Raw genomic sequence first — 22,639 nt, forward strand, 5'->3', positions numbered from 1 at the left:
TTATCTGTTAGTTCTTTATTATAACATAAGTATACCCAAAAGGGAAAGATGATAAATAAAAAAAGAGACGACTAAAGTCATCTCTCTTAATATCCAATAAGATTAAACGCGTTCAACTTTACCAGATTTAAGCGCACGAGCTGAAGCCCAAACTTTTTTAGGTTTACCATCAACAAGGATAGTAACTTTTTGAAGGTTAGGTTTAACGGCACGTTTAGTTTTGTTCATAGCGTGTGAACGGTTGTTTCCAGAAACAGTTTTACGTCCTGTAAAGTAACATACTTTAGCCATTTCGTGTTTTCCTCCTAGGTAGAATTTATTACGGATGTGCTAGCACCACATACCAAAACATTCTATCATAAGAATTTAGGTTTGACAAGAACTATTTATAATTTCTTTTTGTAACAAAATAGTATATGCTTATTATAATAAGAAAAAATCAGTTTAAAAAAGGAGAGAAGATGCCAGATAATCTTGCTCTACGCATGCGTCCACGTACAATTTCAGAGGTGATTGGTCAGAAGCATCTGGTTGGTGAAGGTAAAATTATTCGCCGTATGGTAGAAGCTAATATGCTATCGTCAATGATTCTCTACGGTCCACCAGGAATCGGGAAGACCTCAATAGCTAGTGCTATTGCAGGAACAACAAAATTTGCTTTTAGAACCTTTAATGCTACAGTTGATAGCAAGAAACGCCTGCAGGAAATTGCGGAAGAGGCTAAATTTTCAGGTGGCTTAGTTCTGCTCCTAGATGAGATTCATCGTTTAGATAAAGCTAAACAAGACTTTTTATTACCACTCTTAGAGAATGGTAATATTATCATGATTGGGGCTACAACGGAGAATCCGTTTTTTTCTGTAACACCAGCCATCCGTAGTCGTGTACAAATATTTGAGTTGGAACCACTCTCTAACGAGGATATTAAGGAAGCTATCCTAGGTGTTTTAGAGGATAAGGAGCATGGTTTTGACTTTGATGTCCAGTTAGATGATGATGCTCTAGATTTTATTGCTACGGCTACTAATGGTGATTTACGTTCGGCTTATAATTCGTTAGATCTAGCTGTCATGTCGACGCCAGCTTCAGAAGATGGGCTTCGCCATATTACTTTAAATACAGTGGAAAATAGTTTACAACGTAGCTACATCACCATGGATAAAGACGGTGATGGACACTATGATGTGCTCTCTGCTTTGCAAAAATCTATTCGAGGCTCTGATGTTAATGCCAGTCTTCATTATGCAGCGCGTTTGGTTGAAGCAGGAGATCTCCCTAGTCTAGCGCGACGCTTGACTGTGATTGCATACGAGGATATTGGTTTAGCTAATCCTGATGCGCAAGTTCACACGGTTACAGCTTTGGAAGCTGCACAGAAAGTAGGTTTCCCAGAGGCGCGTATTTTGATAGCCAATGTAGTTGTTGACTTAGCTTTATCTCCTAAGTCGAATTCTGCTTATATGGCTATGGATGCTGCCTTGGCAGACCTTAGAAAATCAGGAAATTTACCGATTCCTCGTCATTTGAGAGATGGACACTATGCTGGAAGCAAGGAACTAGGCAATGCACAAGATTACAAGTATCCCCATGCTTATCCCGAAAAGTGGGTCAAGCAACAATACCTTCCGGATAAATTAAGAGGTGTGAATTATTTCCGCCCCAATGAAACCGGGAAATATGAAAGAGCTCTTGGAGCTAATAAAGACCGAATCGATAAGTTATCTAGATAATGCGAGAGGAATCAACGAAAACGATTGCAAAAAAATTGATTTTTCCTCTTGCAATAATTTTCAAAAGTGGTATTATAAAAACATAGAAATTGCTGTGGTATACGAATCCACATATAAGTGTTGACCGACTAATTTTTGTATTATCGGGAGACAGAGGTCTATTAACAGTGTGCAGGCTGGCTCACCCAGAAGCAACTGAAGTTAGTAGCGAGTCGCCCACCTGCTTTTTTACGTCGCGGGTTCAATACAAACCGTGGATCATCGGTACCAATACAGCATCCAGCCTCCTTAGCTCAGTTGGTAGAGCAGTGGACTCTTAATCCATGGGTCACAGGTTCGAGCCCTGTAGGGGGCATCTAAATCAACAGGAAAAAGCCTTAATTTACAAGGCTTTTTTGCTTGTCTATAACTGATTTGCCCCATCATTTGCCCCACATTTTTTTATGAGCAATCTTTCCAAACATCTCTGATTTGATTAAATTCGTCAAAAATTTTTTCCTCTAAAGTGTGTCCATATACTTCTACTAACATTGAAATATCTCTATGCCCTAGAATTTTTGCAATAACTCCAAGGTCAAAACCTTTGTGCCAGAGGTAGCTTCCATAGGTATGACGTGCTCCTTTTGTCGTGATAATTGGATAAATATCTAATTCATTTAAAAGAACACTCAAAGCTTTATTGACACTTGCAATGTCTGGTACCAAGTGAATATAGCCATAATGCTGAAAAATCATTTTATACCTATTCTTGATTCCTAGCTCTTTATTAGCTTTCTCTTGTTCAATTTTTAGGATTTGTAATATCTTAATACATTCTTCGTCTATCGGTACCATCCGAATAGACGTTTTATTTTTTGGAGGGACAAATTTATGAGAAAGGGTATTAAACCTCCTATATGTTTTTAGCAGTCCTCTGTCAAAATCAACTTCATTCCAAGTTAACGCTATTAACTCTCCAAACCTCATGCCTGTTTTTAATAGAAAATAGACGATATAAGGAACAATTGAACGTTGGTAATCAAATTTTCTCTTTACTGCTAAAAGTAAATCAAGATAGTCCTTTTCTGTATGTAAATATTTCTCTTCTGTCATCTGTTGTTCTTTGGATGAAAATAACTCGACATGTTGTGTAAAATCATCTATTAGAACTTTGTCTGCAATTGCCATTTGGATGCTCTGATGAATCCCAGTATTCAATCTACCAAGAAAATTTCTACCAACTGTTTGTCCATACTTATTCATAATTCTTTGGTATTCACTCGCACGAATTTGAGTGACTTTTTTATTTCCAAATAATCTTTCAATTGTGTTTTTACGGAGAAGATATTTTTTCTTTGTCTCTTCCGACCTACTACTCGGTAGAATTTTTAGTTCAAGCCATTCTTGATACAGATCTACAAGAGAAATATCTCTAGAAATTCTTTTTCCTAAACGAAGTTCTTGCAGAATCGGTTCAGCTTCTGACTCTGCAAGTTTTTTTGTTTTAAAACCGCTATTATGAACAACTGTTTTCCCTTCGCTACGAATTTCATAGGTCCATAAATTACTATCTCCTCGCTTTCGATAACGAACACTTGCCATATTACGCCACCTCAGTTCCTAGAATCTCATTTACAACACTTTTTGGAACAACCATCAAACGTTTGCGATTATAAAATGTATAGCCTCGTGAGACAAGTAATTCTCTTGCCTGATGAATGATATCATTTGCTGTATGAGGGCGATAGCCCATTTCAATTAATTCTTTGTTACTAATTAAATTATTGTCCATAGTTATCCTCCTTATTTATTTTCTAAATTCAGAAACTCGCCTACAAGTAGTTGTAATTCTGCATTTAATTTAGGGAGATTCTGTATTAATACTTCTTTTAGTTCTTCCGCAAATTGATTCGTTTCTTCTCTCAATAGTTTGCGGACTCTTGTTTTTTTCTTTTTGATGCTGTCTGATTTTAAATTTGGAAAAGCCAATGATAACAGTTCAGGATTGTTGAGAAAGATAATTGTAAATGCTCTTTGCTCCACTCGAATATGTTCTAGCTTATAAAATCCGAAATTATCAAGTCGATTCATAACATCTTGGACCATCTCCTCACCAATCGCTTTGGTTCTGAGTTGGAACTCTAATCTCCACCAAAACGGATTTACATCCAAATCTAGCTTCTCTTCGCGCTTGTGAACAATGATTTCTTTATTCTTATCATATAACCTAACTTGTACATTACTACCGCTAGAACCCCAATATTTCGTCTCTAATTCGCCCCCTCTACCATAGAAGGCCTTATGGGTAACACCACCTTTAATATGTTGCAAATTAACGATTTCAGGATTGTTGAAAATGTCAAATGCCAAATCAAAACGTGACAAACGTACTGTCAATGAATTCAATCTAGCAAAGTACATTAATTGCCTCCATACTTTCCTTCCATCAAATTCTTTTAAAGTATTAGGATTGAAATCAATTCGAATCAATTGTTCACCTCCATAAGTGGATAATTGAAAAAATATAATATTGATCGAATCATACTCATTAAAAACTTTAGCTAAAGTAAAGACATCATCTCGTACGTTATCATGTATTTCAAATGAATCAACTCTTGTACTTATTGCCTGTTTCAGATTTTTAAAAATTTGTCTTAGGGAACCAATGTCTGTATCCCAGATAACCGTTAATCTATCAATACTGACATCTAACCGCTGTACTAATTCTCCTACATCACATCGTTCTTGAATACTTCTTAAATCTTGTATAGAAACCAACAAAATTGTCCCCCCTTCTTTTAGATTTTTTAGGTTTCAGAAACACCGTCAAATCAACGATTGCTCGTTCCGTCGTTCTTTGGGCGTTGCCCTAAGTGTCCCTTTTTGCTGGCTGTTAGAATAGCCAGCTTTTGCTTGGCTAGAAATTGTCTGGACGGCAGTCTTCGGGACTTCGCCTGACTTCCCGTCAGGCTCGCCCTTGTCCTTGTCCACACAATTTCTAGCTCTAAGGCTTCGAATAGTCATAAGTCATCGTCTTGTCCTCAACTTCTTCCCCACTCACCAATCCTAAACTTACGAGCTATTTTTTTGTATTATTTATAACTTATTTATAAGTTATAAATATATTTTATAAAAAATATTTTAAATAGTCAACTAAAAACTTGATTTGTAAGTTTATAGGTGATAAAATAAGTTAAAAATAAAAGAATAGGAGTTTTCCATGACCTTTATTATTCAAAATTTTGGACCCAATTTGGCACGCCTACGCATAGAAAAAGGAGTAAGTCAAACTCAACTAGCTGAAGATTTAGGAATTGGTAAACAGTCCATCTCTGATTACGAAAAACAAAAAAGCTATCCTACCTTTGCAAATTTGGATAAGATAGCAGAATATTTTAATGCAACTCCAACCCAACTATTTGGAACTAGTAAAGAGATTGAGTTAGAAAAGAGTGTTCTTGAATCTAATGAATACTCTGATAAAGTAAGTGAGATTTTAAAAGCTGTCAAATACATCGAAGATTTTCTAGAAACTGATGGACAGTACTTAGAGGATTTACTTTACTTAACAAGAGGCAACCAACTATACACAGAAGATGGAGATGAGTTGTATATTGATCCAACTTCTCAGAAAAGAACACTTCATAACCAATATGAACCTGGTTTTATTGAAGCAAGGGATAAATCTCCACTAGAACTCTTAATTGAAAATAAGGAATTGTTTGATAAATAGAAAAAGCGAGGATAACCTCGCTTCAGATTGAAGTTAAAATCTTTAGAAGACACTTTTATAAGGACTTTGTCTTTAATCTGTGAAAAGGAGTGGAAACTCCTTTTCTTTTTGTAAGTCAGACTGAAACTTCCAAATTGTTTATTTATTTTATTGACATTTTCTATAAAAATAAGTATAATAGTTTAATTATCAGACTATACTATATAGGGGGTATTGAAATGAAATTTTCTAATCGTTTACTGCTATTCCTTGCAGGAGTTGTTTTTGTCCTTTTAGGACTTTTCCTATTTACAAACCCAGTAGCTAATCTTGTTGCTTACAGCTGGTGGATTTCATTTGGTTTACTGGTTTCTTCTATAGCAGCTATTTTAGGCTATTTCTCTGCACCAAAAGAGCTTCGCTCACCTGTTTATCTTTTCCAAGGGTTTGTTAGTCTTCTCTTAGCTCTTTACCTCGTTGCTTATGGCTTTGTGACCCTGCCGGTCGTCATTCCGACCATTGTAGGAATTTGGTTAATTGTAGAAGCCATTATTGCTTTCTTTAAAGGCAATCGTCTAGGATTGATTTTCCCTATTATTGGTAGCAATATCACGTGGGTAGCCTTGCTTGTATTTTTACTAGGTCTAGTGATTCTGTTCAATCCAGTGGCTACAGGTGTCTTTGTCGTTTATGTCATTGCCTTTTCATTTTTAGTTACTGGCTTCACCTACATTATTGAGGCCTTTCGTAAATAGTCTAGTTGCTATTTCTATCGCATTCAAAAAAGCTGGGAAATCATATTCTCAGCTTTTTTGTCTCTTTAATTATCACTTTTTCGCATTCCATTCTGCGTAGAATTGCTCCAAGTATTCTTCCAAAAAGTGATGGCATAGTGCTCTAGCATTCGATAAGTTGCAATAATAACCGGTCGAGAACGGGGCATCGACTCAATCATACCGAAAATAAAAGAGCGAATGTTATCTGCAAAAAGAAAGCTTAGATTCTTTGCGATTTCAACAAAAAAAGCACTGTTTGTACTGATCCCAAAAGTTAGATTTTTTCTGTCTAACTTTTGGGGTGCAGTACATTTTCAACTCTCTTATTTATTTTCTTATCTCACATAATTACTTCACATATCCAGGCTCATCAAATTCATTTTTTTCAATAACATATGCCACATTTGCATCCTTATTGATCAAAGAACATATATCTATTAAACTACAAAAGCTCTCTGACCGCAAAATTCCGTTAATTTACAACCTTATTCCTACTGTTTATTTTACTTTTCTGACAGATAAGATTATAATAAGGAGTATTTATTTTCGGAGGTTTTTATGTCATTTCTATCAAAAAATTGGGCAGGACTGTTAGTCTGTCTGATCATTTCTATCATCTCTTGGGTTTTAGGAGGCTTTCTGCCTGTTGTGGGAGCACCTGTTTTCGCCATTTTTATCGGAATGATTCTCTACCCCTTTCTCACTCCCTATAAACAACTGGATGCTGGTTTGACTTATAGCTCCAAAAAATTGCTTCAGTATGCTGTTATCTTACTTGGTTTTGGACTCAATATCTCTCAAGTTTTCGCAGTTGGAAAATCTTCCCTTCCTGTCATCCTTTCGACTATTTCTATCGCTTTAATTATTGCTTTCTTTTTCCAACGATTTTTTAACATGGATACAAAGCTAGCTACCTTGATTGGGGTAGGCTCTTCTATCTGTGGCGGTTCTGCCATTGCAGCGACTGCTCCTGTTATTCACGCCAAGGAAAAAGAAGTAGCCCAAGCCATTTCTGTTATCTTTTTCTTCAATGTCTTGGCAGCTCTTATCTTTCCAACTCTAGGTTCTTGGCTCCATCTCTCCAACGAAGGTTTTGCTCTCTTTGCGGGTACTGCGGTCAACGATACTTCCTCTGTAACAGCCACAGCTAGCGCCTGGGATAGTCTGTATCATACCAATACTCTAGAATCTGCAACCATTGTCAAACTGACTCGTACCTTAGCTATTATCCCTATTACTCTCTTCCTCTCCTATTGGCAAAGCCGTCAACAAGACAACAACCAAGGAGTAAAGCTTAAAAAAATCTTCCCCGTTTTCATTCTCTACTTCATCCTAGCTTCTCTGCTAACCACCGTCCTTACTTCTTTTGGTGTTAGCAATAGCTTCTTTTCACCTCTCAAACAGCTCTCCAAATTCCTCATCATCATGGCTATGAGTGCTATTGGTCTCAAAACTAACCTCGTTGCTATGATCAAATCCAGTGGAAAATCCATTCTTCTTGGAGCCCTTTGCTGGATCGCTATCATCCTGACTAGTCTTGGCATGCAATTACTCATCGGTATTTTCTAAGAAAAAAGGGAGCCTAAAGGCTACCTCAGAACGTAGGCAAACGTCATTTTTGGCGTTTGTCTTTTTGTATCTTCAAAGATATTTTGTCTTATCATCTACTATTCCATCCAAAAATCTGATTTAAAGCAAAATAAAAAGGGATATTCCCTATCCATTTCGATAATTTTTTCATTAATTTGTTTTTCCATTTTATCCTCCGATTAGTCTCGCACTGATATTTATTGATAACAACACTATATTTCTAGTATAGCATAATCATTAGATATTATAGGTTTTCAAACCAAATGAGAGTCATTCGTTTTTGCCCCACTTTTGCCCCATTTTTAAATCATGACATTGGAAATACCTAAAAGTACTTCCCTAAAATCACTTATATTTCAATATTTTTAATTACTCTCAATATGAAAATCCTTTCCAAATCCATGTAGGGGGCATCTTAATATCGGAAAGAGACTTGCTTATAAGTCTCTTTTTTATTTTTCTAAGAAAGAACTCACTTTAAACAGAAATTTACGTGTTTATTTGTCTAAACGAGAGTTGTTCCCAATGATAATTTCTTCTAAATATATGCTTTGTGTTATGATAATAGTCGAGAAACAGAATTGAAAAAGGAGACATGAGTTGAAAATTGCAATCATTGGCTATAGTGGTTCTGGAAAGTCGACTTTGGCAAATTTTTTAGGTCAACACTACGATTGTGAGGTACTTCATTTAGATAAAATTCATTTCACATCAAATTGGCAAGAGCGAACAGTTGATGAAATGACTGGCGATATATCAACATTTATGCTACAAAGTGATTGGATTATTGAAGGGAATTACTCGGCCTGTCTTTATGAAGAACGTATGAGAGAAGCTGACTGTATTGTCTATTTCAACTTTAACAGAGTTAATTGCCTCTATCGGGCATTTAGGCGTTATTTAACATATAGGGGAAAGACACGTCCTAGCATGGCAGAAGGCTGTAATGAAAAATTTGATTTTGCATTTGTGAAATGGATTTTATTAGACGGACGTTCTAAAAAATATGTAGAGCGATATAATGCAGTTGTTAAAAATTATTCTGACAAGACAATTATTTTAAAGAATCAAAGGCAGTTAAATGATTATATGAAGCAGGTTAAATAGCTGATAGTTATACATAAGAAGCAAGGTTAAAAAGATATAGTAAATAACTAGTTGCAATCTTAGCTATAACTGTCAGAATATTTTGTAAGAAGCGCTTTCAACGTTGAACAAATAGACTTTTTTCTGCTATAATAAACTGTAACGCAAAACTTGTGGGTGAAATTCCCACCGTGAAGTTTTTCAAGAAAGGTGGGGACAGCCTCGTAAAGGTGGAGCTGTCCGTTATCAAAATAATATGACATCAGTAGTTGTTGTGGGTACCCAGTGGGGTGATGAAGGTAAAGGAAAAATTACAGATTTCCTAAGTCAAGACGCCGAAGTGATCGCACGTTATCAAGGTGGAGACAATGCAGGTCACACGATTGTTATCGATGGTAAGAAATTTAAATTGCACTTGATTCCATCAGGTATTTTCTTCCCAGAGAAAATCTCTGTTATCGGGAACGGTGTAGTGGTCAATCCTAAATCACTTGTCAAAGAGTTGGAATATCTTCATGCAGAAGGTGTGTCAACAGAGAGCCTTCGTATTTCTGACCGCGCACACGTTATTTTGCCGTACCATATTAAACTTGATCAACTGCAAGAAGCCGCCAAAGGTGACAATAAGATTGGTACAACTAACAAAGGTATTGGTCCTGCCTATATGGATAAGGCTGCGCGTGTAGGTATCCGTATTGCAGACCTTTTGGACAAAGAAATCTTTGCTGATCGTTTGAAAACGAACTTAGCTGAGAAAAACCGTCTTTTCAGTAAGATGTATGAAGCTGAAGAATTATCATTCAATGAGATTTTTGAAGAATACTACGCTTACGGACAACAAATTAAGCAATATGTCACAGATACATCCGTTATCTTGAATGACGCTCTTGATGCAGGTAAACGTGTCCTCTTTGAAGGAGCTCAAGGGGTTATGCTTGATATTGACCAAGGTACTTACCCATTTGTAACGTCATCAAACCCAGTTGCGGGTGGTGTTACAATCGGTTCTGGTGTTGGTCCATCTAAAATTAATAAGGTAGTTGGTGTATGTAAGGCCTATACGAGTCGTGTTGGTGATGGTCCTTTCCCAACTGAGTTATTTGATGAAGTGGGTGAACGCATCCGTGAAGTTGGTCATGAATATGGAACAACAACTGGACGTCCACGTCGTGTAGGATGGTTTGACTCAGTGGTGATGCGCCATAGTCGTCGTGTATCAGGTATCACAAACCTCAGCTTGAACTGTATCGATGTTCTCTCAGGTCTTGACACTGTAAAAATTTGTGTAGCTTATGACCTTGATGGTGAGCGTATTGATTACTACCCAGCTAGTCTTGAGCAACTGAAACGTTGTAAACCAATCTATGAAGAATTGCCAGGTTGGGAAGAAGACATCACAGGTTGCCGTAGTTTAGATGAGCTTCCTGAAAATGCTCGTAATTATGTTCGTCGTGTTGGTGAATTGGTAGGTGTACGTATCTCTACTTTCTCTGTAGGACCAGGACGTGAACAAACAAACATCCTTGAAAGTGTTTGGTCAAATATCTAAAGCTAACAAAAGGAGAATCTAGGAAACTAGGTTCTCTTTTCTCACGCCTTAAACATATAGATTAATATGAATATTGCAACTGTTAAAAAAGGTTGCTAATTTTTCGATATGATTAGGAAAGAAACCTTTCTATTTGATTAGTTTTTCGGTATAATATGGATTGATTAAATGAAAGTTAATGAGAACCTACTTTCATGATTTAAAAGTGTGTTCATAATTTTGACGAAGAAAATAAGTGAGCATATCTCTTAATAGTTTTGGGCAAGAGGTGAATAATGAATAAGATTGTATTTGTTTGTCTGGGGAATATTTGTCGTAGCCCAATGGCAGAATTTGTGATGAAAGAGCTGGACCAAGAAAAGTCTTTGCATATCGAAAGTCGCGCGACATCTTCATGGGAGCATGGAAATTCAGTTCATCAAGGAACCCAAAAGATTTTAAGGAAATATGCTATTTCTTTTGACTCTTCCAAGGGCTCACAACAGATTAGTCAGGCCGATTTTGAGTTCTTTGATTTAGTTGTGGGAATGGATGAGTCAAATGTTGAGGATCTTCTACAGATATCTGCAGGGCGTTATGACGATAAAATCAAGCTTTTCAGACCTGGTGGAGTTCCGGACCCATGGTATACAGGTGACTTTGAAGAAACATATAAATTAGTAACTGCAGGTTGTCGAGACTGGTTACAGTGGATTAAGGATAGACAATGAATTTTAAACAACTAAAGGATTTTGATTTTAAAAATATTGATATTGACCGAAATCAATTTGAGCGTATTACAGTAGGGGTTATTATTTTATGCGCCCTGTCCTTGTTTTTGGTGACTATAAAAACGCAACATTCTATCAAGATTGATGGGACTAAGATTGCCTATAAAGGTCAGATGCAGAACCATCGTTTGAATGGTCAAGGAACTTTGACCTATGATAATGGTGATACCTATACGGGAGAATTTAAGAATGGTTCCTTTAATGGTCAAGGAACCTTCAAATCTCATGAGGGTTGGATTTATCAAGGAGAGTTCAAGTCTGGTCAAGCCGATGGTCAAGGAAAATTGACTACTGAAAATAAGGTTACCTACAAAGGAAAATTTAAACAGGGGATTTTTAAAGGATGAGAATTAACTGGTTTTCTTATATTCGTGTGACAGGACTTCTTTTGGTTCTGATCTATCATTTCTTCCCAAGTATTCTTCCTGGGGGCTTCATCGGTGTTGATGTCTTCTTTACCTTCTCAGGGTATTTGATTACAGCACTTTTGATTGATGAGGTATCTAGGACGCATCGCATTGATTACCTTGGTTTTATGCGACGACGCTTTTACCGGATAGTACCACCACTTGTGTTGATGGTTCTTATCTGTACCCCTTTGGCGCTCTTGGTTCGAAATGATTTTATTGCAGGTATTGGACGTCAAATCACCTCTGTTATCGGTTTTGTAACTAACTATTATGAGATTTTGACCGGGGGAAATTATGAGAACCAATTTAACCAGCATATTTACCTCCATACATGGAGTCTGGCTATTGAGGTTCACTATTATATTCTTTGGGGTGCCTTGCTTTGGTTCCTAGCTAAGCGTGTTAAACATCAAAATAAATTTAGAAGCCTAGTCTTTATGGTATCTCTTGCCTGCTTTATGGTGAGTTTCCTATCAATGTTTATTAGTGCTTTCTTTGTTGATAGTTTTTCTCGCTTATATTTCTCGTCAATTACGCATGCCTATCCGTTTTTCCTAGGTTCGCTCTTTGCGACACTTTCAGGTGTGTATGAAACGACCGCTAGGTTCAAGAAAAATATACGCCTTTGGACTCTGAAAAAGACGGTCCTTTATATGGTAGGAAGTTTTGCCTTGCTCGTATTGTTGGGCCTAGTTCTCCATTTTGAGGAACGCATTACCTATCTATTTGGTTTTGTTTTAGCTAGTTTGTTCACGGCTGTTATGATTTACTCTGCCCGTGTCCTCCATGAGAAATTGCCTGGAAAATCAGAGCCTGCTCTTATTAGTTATTTGGCAGAGATTAGCTATAGTGTCTATCTTTTTCACTGGCCACTATATATTATCTTTAGTCAATTGACCAATAATATTATTGCAGTCATTCTGACAACGATTCTGTCAATTGTTTTCGCAACACTTTCCTACTATATAATAGAGCCATTTATTGCAGGAAGAAAGGCCAGTCTCTTTGGAATAGATTTAGACTTGACGCCGTACCGACATATTGTGCTTTATGTTTTTAGTGGTCTTACTTTAATTACAGTGCTTATTTCTCTCTTTGCGCCAGCTGTAGGAAACTTCGAGAAAGATTTAGAAGCTAATGGTTTGTCGCAAGCTCAGACTAAGATGAAATTAACGCGTACCAATGCGGAAAACAGTCAGGCTACTTCATTTGGTGTGAATAAGGGAGTGACAGTTTTAGGGGACTCCGTAGCTCTTAGATCAAAAGATCAGCTGGAATCAAGTATTGATAATGTCGCTATAGATGCAGTTGTCAGTCGTAACCTATCAACAATCAATGATTTGCTTAAAGATTACGCGGATAGTAATGCTCTTGCTAAGGATGTTGTCATTGCTGGTGGTGTTAATGAGATTGACGACTATAAAGGCGTTATTAATAAAATCATCAAGAATTTACCTAAGGGTCACCATATTATCTTTGTGACACCATATAATGGTAGTAAATCTGGTAATGAGGCCCAATCTTTGATTCAGTTACGTAAGTATGAGTTAGAGATGGCTAAGAAATACGACTTTGTGACGGTTGCTGACTGGTATCAAGTGGCTAAAGAAAATATTTCTATCTGGAATGGTACAGATGGGGTTCACTTTGGATCTGATAGCGACTCTATTAACCGTGGTGCTAAACTCTATACTAAGACAATTAAAGAAGCTATAGAGAAAGCTGATAAGGCACCAGTTAAGGGTGGTAAGAAATAATCAAAAGAGAAGGCAAGTCTTGTCTTCTTTTTTATGGACAAATTTTGACTGCATTTTTTGTTTTGTGCTAAAATAAGCCTATGGCAAGAATATTAGATAATGATTTACTAGGAGATGAAGAGTATGTTGAGCGTACCCTTCGTCCTCAGTACTTTAAGGAATATATTGGTCAAGATAAGGTTAAGGACCAATTAAAGATTTTTATAGAGGCAGCTAAACTTCGTGATGAAGCATTGGATCATACTCTTTTGTTTGGTCCTCCAGGTTTAGGGAAAACGACCATGGCTTTTGTGATAGCTAATGAGATGGGCGTCAATTTAAAGCAGACGTCTGGGCCAGCAATTGAGAAGGCTGGAGATCTGGTTGCCATACTAAATGACTTGGAGCCGGGTGATATCTTATTTATTGATGAGATTCATCGAATGCCTATGGCAGTGGAAGAAGTACTTTATAGTGCTATGGAAGATTACTACATCGATATCATGATTGGTGCAGGTGAAACAAGTCGTAGTGTTCACCTAGAGTTACCACCGTTCACTTTAGTGGGTGCAACCACACGAGCAGGTATGTTGTCAAATCCATTGAGGGCTCGTTTTGGGATTAATGGTCATATGGAATATTATGAGTTACCAGATTTGAAGGAAATTATAGAACGCACTTCAGAAATCTTTGATATGACTATAACACCTGAGGCTGCCCTAGAGTTAGCACGTCGTAGTCGTGGAACGCCACGTATTGCTAACCGCCTACTTAAGCGTGTGAGAGACTATGCACAAATTATGGGTGATGGCATCATTGATGATAAGATTGCAGACAAGGCGTTGACTATGTTGGATGTGGACCATGAAGGACTAGATTATGTCGACCAAAAAATTCTCCGAACCATGATTGAGATGTATGGTGGTGGACCGGTTGGTCTAGGGACCTTGTCAGTTAATATTGCTGAAGAGCGAGAAACGGTAGAAGATATGTATGAACCCTATCTAATTCAAAAAGGATTTATTATGCGAACACGAACAGGACGTGTTGCAACGGTTAAAGCCTATGAACACATGGGGTACGACTACACTAAAGAAAGTTGATAAAAAATCCATCGAAGGTGGATTTTTTTGTTTAGTCAAAAAGAAAATAAAGAAAAAAGAAAAAAACTTAAAAAATCCCTTGCAATGAGTGGGTTCTTTTGTTATTATATTATGGTGCTGTAAATACAGCGCTTAGCTATGATACAAGAGGTTGCGACACGCCTGGTTGCACTGCCACGCAATCCGTGTTGGTTTTCTTGAGGAGCTAGCCTATTATCTTAAATAGACGAAAGAGGAGAAAAAATGGCAAACAAAAAAATTCGTATCCGTTTGAAAGCTTACGAACACCGTACGCTTGATACAGCGGCTGAAAAAATCGTAGAAACTGCAACTCGCACAGGTGCGACAGTTGCTGGACCAGTTCCACTTCCAACTGAACGTAGTCTCTACACAATTATTCGTGCGACTCACAAATATAAAGATTCTCGCGAACAATTTGAAATGCGTACACATAAACGTCTTATCGACATCATCAACCCAACTCAAAAAACAGTTGACGCTTTGATGAAACTTGATCTTCCAAGTGGTGTGAACGTAGAAATCAAACTTTAATTTAAAGTTTGATTCAATGAGCATAAAAAACGCTCGTTAAAAACTTTTTTGAGCATAAAAAACGCTCATAAAAAACTTTTTGAAAAAACAATAAAGTAAAGGAAATATTTTCTCATGACAAAAGGAATCTTAGGGAAAAAAGTGGGAATGACTCAAATCTTCACTGAAGCAGGTGAATTTATCCCTGTTACTGTCATCGAAGCTACTCCAAACGTTGTGCTTCAAGTTAAAACTGTTGAAACAGACGGTTACGAAGCAGTTCAAGTTGGTTTTGACGACAAACGCGAAGTATTGAGCAACAAACCTGCCAAAGGCCACGTAGCGAAAGCTAACACAGCTCCTAAGCGCTTCATTCGTGAATTCAAAAACATTGAAGGCTTGGAAGTTGGATCAGAAATCACTGTTGACACATTCGAAGCTGGAGATGTTGTTGACGTAACTGGTACTTCAAAAGGTAAAGGTTTCCAAGGTGTTATCAAACGCCACGGTCAATCACGCGGACCTATGGCTCACGGTTCTCGTTATCACCGTCGTCCAGGTTCAATGGGACCTGTTGCGCCTAACCGTGTTTTCAAAAACAAACACTTGGCAGGACGTATGGGTGGCAACCGTGTGACAATTCAAAATCTTGAAGTTGTACAAGTTATCCCAGAGAAAAACGTTATCCTTATCAAAGGTAACGTACCAGGTGCTAAGAAATCTCTTATCACTATCAAATCAGCAGTTAAAGCTGCTAAATAATAAGAAAGGAGAAATCAGTTAAAAATGGCAAACGTAAAACTATTTGACCAAACTGGTAAAGAAGTTAGCACAGTTGAACTTAACGACGCTATCTTCGGTATCGAACCAAACGAATCAGTAGTATTTGATGTCGTAATCAGCCAACGTGCTAGCCTTCGCCAAGGTACTCACGCGGTTAAAAACCGTTCAGCAGTATCAGGTGGTGGACGTAAACCATGGCGTCAAAAAGGAACTGGACGTGCTCGTCAAGGTTCTATCCGCTCACCACAATGGCGTGGTGGTGGTGTTGTCTTCGGACCAACTCCACGTTCTTACGGATACAAACTTCCACAAAAAGTTCGTCGCCTTGCATTGAAATCTGTTTACTCAGCTAAAGTTGCAGAAGATAAATTTGTAGCAGTTGAAGCTCTTTCATTTGCAGCTCCAAAAACTGCTGAATTCGCAAACGTTCTTTCAGCTCTTAGCATCGATTCTAAAGTACTTGTTATCGTTGAAGAAGGAAACAAATTCGCTGAACTTTCAGCACGTAACCTTGCAAACGTAACTGTTGCAACTCCTGCAACTGCAAGCGTACTTGACATCGTAAACGCAGATAAACTTCTTGTTACTAAAGAAGCTATCTCATCAATCGAGGAGGTTCTTGCATAATGAATTTGTATGACGTAATCAAAAAACCTGTTATCACTGAGAAATCTATGATTGCTCTTGAAGCAGGAAAATACACTTTCGAAGTTGATACACGTGCACACAAACTCTTGATCAAACAAGCAGTTGAAGCTGCATTTGAAGGTGTTAAAGTTGCTAGCGTGAACACTGTAACTGTTAAACCAAAACAAAAACGTGTTGGACGTTACACTGGTTTCACTTCAAAAACTAAAAAAGCTATCATCACTCTTACAGCTGATTCTAAAGCAATCGAGTTGTTTGCAGCTGAAGCTGAATAATCAAAGGAGAAATTAACGTGGGTATTAAAGTTTATAAACCAACGACAAATGGCCGTCGTAACATGACTTCTTTGGATTTCGCAGAAATCACTACAAGCACTCCTGAAAAATCATTGCTTGTTTCTCTTAAGAACAAAGCTGGTCGTAACAACAACGGTCGTATCACAGTACGTCACCAAGGTGGCGGACACAAACGTCACTACCGTTTGATTGACTTCAAACGTAACAAAGATGGCGTTGAAGCAGTTGTTAAAACAATTGAGTATGATCCAAACCGTACTGCAAACATCGCTCTTGTACACTATACTGACGGGGTTAAAGCTTACATCATCGCACCTAAAGGTCTTGAAGTAGGTCAACGTATCGTTTCAGGTCCAGATGCGGATATCAAGATTGGTAACGCTCTTCCACTTGCAAACATCCCAGTTGGTACAGTTATCCACAACATCGAGCTTCAACCAGGTAAAGGTGCTGAACTTATCCGTGCCGCTGGTGCTTCTGCTCAAGTTTTGGGTCAAGAAGGTAAATACGTACTTGTTCGTCTTCAATCAGGCGAAGTTCGTATGGTTCTTGGTACATGTCGTGCAACTATCGGTACTGTAGGTAACGAACAACAATCACTTATCAACCTTGGTAAAGCCGGCCGTAATCGCTGGAAGGGTATTCGCCCAACAGTTCGTGGTTCTGTAATGAACCCTAACGATCACCCACACGGTGGTGGTGAAGGTAAAGCACCAGTTGGACGTAAAGCGCCATCTACTCCATGGGGTAAACCTGCGCTTGGTCTTAAAACTCGTAACAAGAAAGCTAAATCTGACAAACTTATCGTTCGTCGTCGTAACGAAAAATAATTTAGTCGCTTAGCACATAACATCCGCCAACTCGGTAGCATTTCTTAGTGCAAGCCGCTGTGGTACATTCAATTTAAAGGAGAAAACTACAAAATGGGACGTAGTCTTAAAAAAGGACCTTTCGTCGATGAGCATTTGATGAAAAAAGTTGAAGCTCAAGCAAATGACGAAAAGAAAAAAGTAATTAAAACTTGGTCACGTCGTTCAACGATTTTCCCAAGTTTCATCGGATACACTATCGCAGTTTATGATGGACGTAAACACGTTCCTGTTTACATCCAAGAAGACATGGTAGGTCACAAACTTGGTGAATTTGCACCAACTCGTACTTACAAAGGTCACGCAGCTGACGATAAGAAAACACGTCGTTAATAGGAGGAGGACACAATGGCAGAAATTACTTCAGCTAAAGCAATGGCTCGTACAGTGCGTGTTTCACCTCGTAAAACACGTCTTGTTCTTGATCTTATCCGTGGTAAGAACGTTGCTGATGCAATCGCAATCTTGAAATTCACTCCAAACAAAGCAGCTCGCATTGTTGAGAAAACTCTTAACTCTGCTATCGCTAACGCAGAAAACAACTTTGGTTTGGAAAAAGCTAACTTGGTAGTATCTGAAACATTCGCAAACGAAGGACCAACAATGAAACGTTTCCGTCCACGTGCGAAAGGTTCAGCTTCACCAATCAACAAACGCACAACTCACGTAACAGTAGTTGTGTCAGAAAAATAAGGAGGTAAACTCGTGGGTCAAAAAGTACATCCAATTGGTATGCGTGTCGGGATCATCCGTGACTGGGATGCGAAATGGTATGCTGAAAAAGAATACGCAGATTACCTTCACGAAGATTTGGCAATCCGCAAATTCATTCAAAAAGAACTTGCAGACGCTTCAGTTTCAACTATTGAAATCGAACGTGCTGTAAACAAAGTTATTGTTTCACTTCACACTGCAAAACCAGGTATGGTTATCGGTAAAGGTGGATCAAACGTTGACGCTCTTCGCGCTCAACTTAACAAATTGACTGGAAAACAAGTACACATCAACATCGTTGAAATCAAGAAACCTGATTTGGACGCTCACCTTGTTGGTGAAACAATTGCTCGCCAACTTGAGCAACGTGTTGCTTTCCGTCGTGCACAAAAACAAGCTATCCAACGTGCAATGCGTGCTGGAGCTAAAGGAATCAAAACTCAAGTATCAGGTCGTTTGAACGGTGCAGATATCGCCCGTGCAGAAGGATACTCTGAAGGTACAGTTCCACTTCACACACTTCGCGCTGATATTGATTACGCTTGGGAAGAAGCTGACACAACTTACGGTAAACTTGGTGTTAAAGTTTGGATCTACCGTGGAGAAGTTCTTCCAGCTCGTAAAAACACTAAAGGAGGCAAATAACAAATGTTAGTACCTAAACGTGTTAAACACCGTCGTGAATTCCGTGGAAAAATGCGCGGTGAGGCTAAAGGTGGTAAAGAAGTATCATTCGGTGAATACGGTCTTCAAGCTACAACTAGCCACTGGATTACAAACCGTCAAATCGAGGCTGCTCGTATTGCCATGACTCGTTACATGAAACGTGGTGGTAAGGTTTGGATTAAAATCTTCCCACACAAATCATACACTGCTAAAGCTATCGGTGTACGTATGGGTTCTGGTAAAGGGGCACCTGAAGGTTGGGTAGCACCAGTTAAACGTGGTAAAGTAATGTTCGAAATCGCAGGTGTTTCTGAAGAAGTTGCACGTGAAGCGCTTCGTCTTGCTAGCCACAAATTGCCAGTTAAATGTAAATTCGTGAAACGTGAAGCAGAATAAGGAGAAGACATGAAACTTGAAGAAATCAAAAAGTTTGTTGCTGAGCTTCGTGGCTTGTCTCAAGAAGAGCTTGCTAAAAAAGAAAACGAACTTAAGAAAGAACTTTTCGACCTTCGTTTCCAAGCTGCAGCAGGTCAACTTGATCAAACTGCCCGTTTGAACGAAGTGAAAAAACAAATTGCACGTGTTAAAACGGTGCAATCTGAAATCAAATAATAGATTGGGAAAGGAGCAATTCTAATAATGGAACGTAATCAACGTAAAACCCTTGTTGGACGCGTAGTATCTGACAAGATGGATAAAACAATCACAGTTGTAGTTGAAACTAAACGTAACCACCCAGTCTATGGTAAACGTATCAACTATTCTAAAAAATACAAAGCACATGATGAAAACAACGTTGCTAAAGAAGGCGATATCGTTCGTATCATGGAAACTCGCCCACTTTCAGCTACAAAACGCTTCCGTCTTGTAGAAGTTGTGGAAGAAGCTGTTATTATCTAATAAAACTAAAAGGAGACAATTGAAATGATTCAACAAGAAAGTCGCTTAAAAGTTGCTGATAATAGCGGTGCTCGTGAAATCTTGACTATCAAAGTTCTTGGTGGTTCAGGACGTAAATTCGCTAACATCGGCGACGTTATCGTTGCAACTGTTAAACAAGCTACACCAGGTGGAGCTGTTAAAAAAGGTGATGTTGTTAAAGCTGTTATCGTTCGTACAAAAACTGGTGCTCGCCGTCCAGACGGTTCATACATCAAGTTTGATGATAACGCTGCAGTAATCATCCGCGATGACAAAACTCCTCGTGGAACTCGTATCTTTGGCCCTGTTGCACGTGAATTGCGTGAAGGTGGATACATGCGTATCGTATCTTTGGCGCCAGAAGTACTTTAATCTGAATTAACACAAACTTAGTCCCCTGAAATGTTCAGGGTGCCCATTAGGGCGTAAGAAATAATAGGAGAAATACTCAAATGTTTGTAAAAAAAGGCGATAAAGTTCGCGTTATTGCTGGTAAAGACAAAGGAACTGAAGCAGTAGTTCTTAAAGCTCTTCCAAAAGTAAACAAAGTTGTTGTTGAAGGTGTTGCAATCATCAAAAAACACCAAAAACCATCAGCTGAAAACCCTCAAGGTGCTATCGTGGAAAAAGAAGCACCAATCCACGCTTCAAACGTTCAAGTTCTTGACAAGAACGGTGTAGCTGGACGTGTAGGTTACAAAGTTGTTGACGGCAAAAAAGTTCGTTACAACAAAAAATCAGGCGAAGTGCTTGACTAATCACGAAGGAAAGGAGAAAGTATTAAATGGCTAACCGTCTTAAAGAAAAATACACTAACGAAGTAATTCCAGCTTTGACTGAAAAATTCAATTATTCTTCAGTTATGGCTGTGCCAAAAGTTGATAAAATCGTTATCAACATGGGTGTTGGTGAAGCTGTAAACAACGCTAAAACTCTTGAAAAAGCTGCTGCTGAGTTGGCACTTATTTCAGGTCAAAAACCATTGATTACTAAAGCTAAGAAATCAATCGCTGGCTTCCGTCTTCGTGAAGGTGTAGCGATCGGTGCTAAAGTTACCCTTCGTGGTGAACGCATGTACGAATTCTTGGATAAATTGGTATCAGTATCACTTCCACGTGTTCGTGACTTCCATGGTGTTCCAACTAAATCATTTGATGGACGTGGTAACTACACACTTGGTGTTAAAGAACAACTTATCTTCCCAGAAATCAACTTCGACGATGTTGATAAAGTACGTGGTATGGATATCGTTATCGTAACTACTGCTAACACTGACGAAGAAGGTCGTGAATTGCTTAAAGGCCTTGGAATGCCTTTTGCAAAATAATCTAGGAGGTAAATAAATTGGCTAAAAAATCAATGATTGCTAAGAACAAACGCCCTGCGAAGTTCTCTACGCAAGCTTACACTCGTTGCGAACGTTGTGGACGTCCACACTCAGTTTATCGCAAATTTAAACTTTGCCGTGTTTGCTTCCGTGAATTGGCTTACAAAGGTCAAATTCCAGGTGTTACCAAAGCTTCTTGGTAAAAACATGGTACATTTAAGTTAGTTTTACCTAATTTGAATGTATTTAACACAATCTGAGCCTAGCTCAATCATTAACTAGCAAGTGAATTATTCAAACTACTAGTAAGAGGAGAAAATATAAAATGGTTATGACTGACCCAATTGCAGATTTCTTGACACGTATTCGTAACGCTAACCAAGCTAAACACGAAGTACTTGAAGTACCTGCATCAAACATTAAAAAAGGTATCGCTGAAATCCTTAAACGTGAAGGTTTCGTAAAAAATGTTGAAGTTATCGAAGATGACAAACAAGGTATCATCCGCGTATTCTTGAAATACGGACAAAACGGTGAACGTGTTATCACTAACTTGAAACGTATTTCTAAACCAGGTCTTCGTGTTTACTCTAAACGTGAAGATGTTCCTAAAGTTCTTAACGGACTTGGAATCGCGATCATCTCTACTTCAGAAGGTCTTTTGACTGATAAAGAAGCTCGTCAAAAGAACGTTGGTGGAGAAGTTATCGCTTACGTTTGGTAAGAAGTTGATACTAAGCACTTATCTCAAATGATTTGTGCGAGTTTCGTTGATTATATTCTATGAAACTCATCCCCGTGAAAACTAGTCACTTTGTGGCTTGATAATCTAACAGGAGAATTAAATACTATGTCACGTATTGGTAATAAAGTTATTACTTTGCCTGCTGGTGTTGAAGTAACAAACAACGATAACGTTGTTACTGTTAAAGGACCTAAAGGCGAACTCACTCGTGAGTTTAACAAAAACATTGAAATCAAAGTTGAAGGCAATGAAGTTACACTTCACCGTCCAAACGACTCAAAAGAAAACAAAACAATCCACGGTACTTCTCGTGCAAACTTGAACAACATGGTTGTTGGTGTTTCTGAAGGTTTCAAAAAAGAACTTGAAATGCGCGGTGTCGGATATCGTGCGCAACTCCAAGGAACAAAACTTGTTCTTTCAGTTGGTAAATCTCACCAAGACGAAGTTGAAGCTCCAGAAGGTATTACTTTTGAAGTACCATCTGCAACTTCAATCGTTGTAAGTGGTATTAACAAAGAAGTTGTTGGTCAAACAGCAGCTTACATCCGTAGCCTTCGTTCACCAGAACCTTACAAAGGTAAAGGTATCCGTTACGTTGGTGAATACGTACGTCGTAAAGAAGGTAAAACTGGTAAATAATAGGATTTTATCCTTATGGCAATTCTTTGTGGATTGTCTCTTTACCAAAAGCTCTC

The 22,639-nt window shown here is 38.3% G+C and carries 31 protein-coding genes, 1 tRNA gene and 1 other RNA gene; 29 read left to right on the top strand and 4 right to left on the bottom strand.

The genetic code is table 11. From position 1 onward, the window contains the following. Positions 1 to 102: 102 nt before the first annotated feature. Complete coding sequence (gene rpmB / locus H7T98_RS02945) at positions 103 to 291, bottom strand: 50S ribosomal protein L28 (protein ID WP_002885786.1); 189 nt, start codon at positions 289 to 291, stop codon at positions 103 to 105. Between the two features lie 170 nt (positions 292 to 461). On the opposite strand from rpmB, the gene H7T98_RS02950 reads away from it, so the two are divergent. The 3 genes from H7T98_RS02950 (at position 462) to H7T98_RS02960 (ending at position 2,085) form a co-directional block, all read left to right on the top strand. After that, entirely contained in the window at positions 462 to 1,730 is a 1,269-nt protein-coding gene (locus H7T98_RS02950) for a replication-associated recombination protein A (RefSeq protein ID WP_201061246.1), read from the top strand. A gap of 86 nt (positions 1,731 to 1,816) precedes the next feature. Continuing rightward, a non-coding RNA gene (ssrS, locus tag H7T98_RS02955) (6S RNA) lies at positions 1,817 to 2,012 on the top strand. Then, positions 2,013 to 2,085: transfer RNA gene (locus H7T98_RS02960), tRNA-Lys, on the top strand. It abuts the RNA gene before it with no gap. An 86-nt stretch (positions 2,086 to 2,171) separates the two neighbouring features. Here H7T98_RS02960 and H7T98_RS02965 read toward each other — a convergent pair. Genes H7T98_RS02965 through H7T98_RS02975 form a run of 3 tightly spaced genes read right to left on the bottom strand, consistent with a single transcriptional unit; the run spans position 2,172 to position 4,490 of the window. Continuing rightward, a complete protein-coding gene (locus H7T98_RS02965; protein WP_201061248.1) occupies positions 2,172 to 3,311 on the bottom strand; it encodes a site-specific integrase in 1,140 nt (379 codons plus the stop codon). 1 nt (position 3,312) lies between these two features. Next, positions 3,313 to 3,501, bottom strand: a complete 189-nt coding sequence (locus tag H7T98_RS02970) for a DUF3173 domain-containing protein (RefSeq protein WP_000369785.1) — start codon at positions 3,499 to 3,501, stop codon at positions 3,313 to 3,315. An 11-nt stretch (positions 3,502 to 3,512) separates the two neighbouring features. Continuing rightward, positions 3,513 to 4,490: a replication initiation protein gene (locus H7T98_RS02975; protein ID WP_048788728.1), complete on the bottom strand. Its 978-nt coding sequence runs from the start codon at positions 4,488 to 4,490 to the stop codon at positions 3,513 to 3,515. A gap of 439 nt (positions 4,491 to 4,929) precedes the next feature. Between H7T98_RS02975 and H7T98_RS02980 the strand changes: the two genes are divergently transcribed. The 26 genes from H7T98_RS02980 (at position 4,930) to rplF (ending at position 22,583) form a co-directional block, all read left to right on the top strand. Beyond that, the gene (locus H7T98_RS02980) at positions 4,930 to 5,442 is read left to right on the top strand and encodes a helix-turn-helix domain-containing protein (RefSeq protein ID WP_003013606.1); all 513 of its coding nucleotides are present in this window, start codon (positions 4,930 to 4,932) and stop codon (positions 5,440 to 5,442) included. Positions 5,443 to 5,660: 218 nt separating this feature from the next. Continuing rightward, a complete protein-coding gene (locus H7T98_RS02985) occupies positions 5,661 to 6,176 on the top strand; it encodes a DUF308 domain-containing protein (protein WP_037601286.1) in 516 nt (171 codons plus the stop codon). Between the two features lie 579 nt (positions 6,177 to 6,755). Beyond that, a complete protein-coding gene (locus H7T98_RS02990) occupies positions 6,756 to 7,766 on the top strand; it encodes a YeiH family protein (protein WP_003009857.1) in 1,011 nt (336 codons plus the stop codon). Positions 7,767 to 8,387: 621 nt separating this feature from the next. Continuing rightward, positions 8,388 to 8,894: a DNA topology modulation protein gene (locus H7T98_RS02995; protein ID WP_155198409.1), complete on the top strand. Its 507-nt coding sequence runs from the start codon at positions 8,388 to 8,390 to the stop codon at positions 8,892 to 8,894. A 235-nt stretch (positions 8,895 to 9,129) separates the two neighbouring features. Then, positions 9,130 to 10,422 carry an adenylosuccinate synthase gene (locus tag H7T98_RS03000; RefSeq protein ID WP_049545229.1) on the top strand — a complete coding sequence of 431 codons (1,293 nt, stop codon included), beginning with the start codon at positions 9,130 to 9,132 and terminating at the stop codon, positions 10,420 to 10,422. Between the two features lie 275 nt (positions 10,423 to 10,697). Further along, positions 10,698 to 11,132, top strand: coding sequence for a low molecular weight protein-tyrosine-phosphatase (locus H7T98_RS03005; RefSeq protein WP_049545228.1), 435 nt, complete (start codon positions 10,698 to 10,700; stop codon positions 11,130 to 11,132). Beyond that, positions 11,129 to 11,539, top strand: coding sequence for a membrane protein (locus H7T98_RS03010; RefSeq protein WP_014635145.1), 411 nt, complete (start codon positions 11,129 to 11,131; stop codon positions 11,537 to 11,539). Before H7T98_RS03005 ends, H7T98_RS03010 begins: the two co-directional genes overlap by 4 nt. After that, on the top strand, positions 11,536 to 13,359 hold the full coding sequence (locus H7T98_RS03015; RefSeq protein ID WP_060973086.1) for an acyltransferase family protein: 1,824 nt from the start codon (positions 11,536 to 11,538) through the stop codon (positions 13,357 to 13,359). Before H7T98_RS03010 ends, H7T98_RS03015 begins: the two co-directional genes overlap by 4 nt. Positions 13,360 to 13,439: 80 nt before the next feature. Next, entirely contained in the window at positions 13,440 to 14,441 is a 1,002-nt protein-coding gene (gene ruvB, locus H7T98_RS03020) for a Holliday junction branch migration DNA helicase RuvB (RefSeq protein ID WP_002892095.1), read from the top strand. Between the two features lie 243 nt (positions 14,442 to 14,684). Then, positions 14,685 to 14,993, top strand: coding sequence for a 30S ribosomal protein S10 (rpsJ, locus tag H7T98_RS03025; protein WP_002885653.1), 309 nt, complete (start codon positions 14,685 to 14,687; stop codon positions 14,991 to 14,993). A gap of 114 nt (positions 14,994 to 15,107) precedes the next feature. Further along, on the top strand, positions 15,108 to 15,734 hold the full coding sequence (gene rplC, locus H7T98_RS03030; protein ID WP_002885755.1) for a 50S ribosomal protein L3: 627 nt from the start codon (positions 15,108 to 15,110) through the stop codon (positions 15,732 to 15,734). Between the two features lie 24 nt (positions 15,735 to 15,758). Continuing rightward, on the top strand, positions 15,759 to 16,382 hold the full coding sequence (rplD, locus tag H7T98_RS03035) for a 50S ribosomal protein L4 (RefSeq protein WP_002885795.1): 624 nt from the start codon (positions 15,759 to 15,761) through the stop codon (positions 16,380 to 16,382). Further along, the gene (locus H7T98_RS03040; protein WP_002887066.1) at positions 16,382 to 16,678 is read left to right on the top strand and encodes a 50S ribosomal protein L23; all 297 of its coding nucleotides are present in this window, start codon (positions 16,382 to 16,384) and stop codon (positions 16,676 to 16,678) included. Before rplD ends, H7T98_RS03040 begins: the two co-directional genes overlap by 1 nt. Positions 16,679 to 16,695: 17 nt before the next feature. After that, positions 16,696 to 17,529: a 50S ribosomal protein L2 gene (gene rplB / locus H7T98_RS03045; RefSeq protein WP_002887065.1), complete on the top strand. Its 834-nt coding sequence runs from the start codon at positions 16,696 to 16,698 to the stop codon at positions 17,527 to 17,529. A 93-nt stretch (positions 17,530 to 17,622) separates the two neighbouring features. After that, positions 17,623 to 17,901: a 30S ribosomal protein S19 gene (gene rpsS, locus H7T98_RS03050; protein WP_000533765.1), complete on the top strand. Its 279-nt coding sequence runs from the start codon at positions 17,623 to 17,625 to the stop codon at positions 17,899 to 17,901. A gap of 15 nt (positions 17,902 to 17,916) precedes the next feature. After that, on the top strand, positions 17,917 to 18,261 hold the full coding sequence (gene rplV, locus H7T98_RS03055) for a 50S ribosomal protein L22 (RefSeq protein WP_002887063.1): 345 nt from the start codon (positions 17,917 to 17,919) through the stop codon (positions 18,259 to 18,261). A gap of 12 nt (positions 18,262 to 18,273) precedes the next feature. Further along, complete coding sequence (gene rpsC, locus H7T98_RS03060) at positions 18,274 to 18,927, top strand: 30S ribosomal protein S3 (protein WP_002885727.1); 654 nt, start codon at positions 18,274 to 18,276, stop codon at positions 18,925 to 18,927. Positions 18,928 to 18,930: 3 nt separating this feature from the next. Beyond that, positions 18,931 to 19,344: a 50S ribosomal protein L16 gene (gene rplP / locus H7T98_RS03065; RefSeq protein ID WP_000960950.1), complete on the top strand. Its 414-nt coding sequence runs from the start codon at positions 18,931 to 18,933 to the stop codon at positions 19,342 to 19,344. 9 nt (positions 19,345 to 19,353) lie between these two features. Next, positions 19,354 to 19,560 carry a 50S ribosomal protein L29 gene (gene rpmC, locus H7T98_RS03070; protein ID WP_002885754.1) on the top strand — a complete coding sequence of 69 codons (207 nt, stop codon included), beginning with the start codon at positions 19,354 to 19,356 and terminating at the stop codon, positions 19,558 to 19,560. Between the two features lie 27 nt (positions 19,561 to 19,587). Then, complete coding sequence (rpsQ, locus tag H7T98_RS03075) at positions 19,588 to 19,848, top strand: 30S ribosomal protein S17 (protein ID WP_002885836.1); 261 nt, start codon at positions 19,588 to 19,590, stop codon at positions 19,846 to 19,848. A 24-nt stretch (positions 19,849 to 19,872) separates the two neighbouring features. Then, positions 19,873 to 20,241: a 50S ribosomal protein L14 gene (gene rplN / locus H7T98_RS03080; protein ID WP_002885711.1), complete on the top strand. Its 369-nt coding sequence runs from the start codon at positions 19,873 to 19,875 to the stop codon at positions 20,239 to 20,241. Positions 20,242 to 20,321: 80 nt separating this feature from the next. Continuing rightward, complete coding sequence (gene rplX, locus H7T98_RS03085) at positions 20,322 to 20,627, top strand: 50S ribosomal protein L24 (protein WP_002885874.1); 306 nt, start codon at positions 20,322 to 20,324, stop codon at positions 20,625 to 20,627. Between the two features lie 26 nt (positions 20,628 to 20,653). Continuing rightward, positions 20,654 to 21,196: a 50S ribosomal protein L5 gene (gene rplE / locus H7T98_RS03090; protein ID WP_002887058.1), complete on the top strand. Its 543-nt coding sequence runs from the start codon at positions 20,654 to 20,656 to the stop codon at positions 21,194 to 21,196. Positions 21,197 to 21,213: 17 nt separating this feature from the next. Continuing rightward, positions 21,214 to 21,399 carry a type Z 30S ribosomal protein S14 gene (locus H7T98_RS03095; RefSeq protein ID WP_001085699.1) on the top strand — a complete coding sequence of 62 codons (186 nt, stop codon included), beginning with the start codon at positions 21,214 to 21,216 and terminating at the stop codon, positions 21,397 to 21,399. A 122-nt stretch (positions 21,400 to 21,521) separates the two neighbouring features. After that, a complete protein-coding gene (rpsH, locus tag H7T98_RS03100; protein ID WP_002885642.1) occupies positions 21,522 to 21,920 on the top strand; it encodes a 30S ribosomal protein S8 in 399 nt (132 codons plus the stop codon). Positions 21,921 to 22,046: 126 nt separating this feature from the next. Continuing rightward, positions 22,047 to 22,583 (top strand): 50S ribosomal protein L6, encoded by a 537-nt coding sequence (gene rplF / locus H7T98_RS03105; protein WP_002887056.1) that lies wholly within the window; start codon positions 22,047 to 22,049, stop codon positions 22,581 to 22,583. Positions 22,584 to 22,639 lie beyond the last annotated feature (56 nt).

This window comes from Streptococcus sp. 23.2, from assembly GCF_016648665.1.
Lineage (GTDB): Bacteria > Bacillota > Bacilli > Lactobacillales > Streptococcaceae > Streptococcus > Streptococcus salivarius_E.